This is a genomic window from Oceanobacillus sp. CF4.6 (assembly GCF_051262635.1).
GTDB lineage: Bacteria > Bacillota > Bacilli > Bacillales > Amphibacillaceae > Oceanobacillus.
This window is the reverse complement of sequence record NZ_JBIMEX010000043.1, coordinates 1-401: the sequence shown is the minus strand read 5'-3', so window position 1 is coordinate 401 and position 401 is coordinate 1. Positions and strand designations below refer to the sequence as shown.

General features: G+C 46.6%; 3 tRNA genes. All 3 read left to right on the top strand.

The window, feature by feature from the left end:
• Positions 1-32 precede the first annotated feature (32 nt).
• The 3 genes from ACHABU_RS20725 (at position 33) to ACHABU_RS20715 (ending at position 356) form a co-directional block, all read left to right on the top strand.
• Positions 33-109, top strand: a tRNA-Met gene (locus tag ACHABU_RS20725).
• An 89-nt stretch (positions 110-198) separates the two neighbouring features.
• Positions 199-275: transfer RNA gene (locus tag ACHABU_RS20720), tRNA-Asp, on the top strand.
• A gap of 5 nt (positions 276-280) precedes the next feature.
• A tRNA-Thr gene (locus tag ACHABU_RS20715) sits at positions 281-356 on the top strand.
• The last annotated feature ends 45 nt before the right edge of the window (positions 357-401 follow it).

The window sequence follows — 401 nt, the reverse complement described above, 5'->3', positions numbered from 1 at the left end:
CATGTAGATGAATATTAATTTATCTCCCAAATCGCGGGGTGGAGCAGTCTGGCAGCTCGTTGGGCTCATAACCCAGAGGTCGTAGGTTCAAATCCTGCCCCCGCAACCAAATTATTTCAGGTTAACTACGTTGAATAGACTTCTTTGTTAAATGAAAATCAGTAGTACTTGAAGAGTGCAACCAAATTATTTTACTATGGTCCGGTAGTTCAGTTGGTTAGAATGCCTGCCTGTCACGCAGGAGGTCGCGGGTTCGAGTCCCGTCCGGACCGCCATATATGCCGGCCTAGCTCAACTGGTAGAGCAACTGACTTGTAATCAGTAGGTTGGGGGTTCAAGTCCTCTGGCCGGCACCATTTTTTGTATAAGTTTAACTCACTTTGTGAGCCATTAGCTCAGTC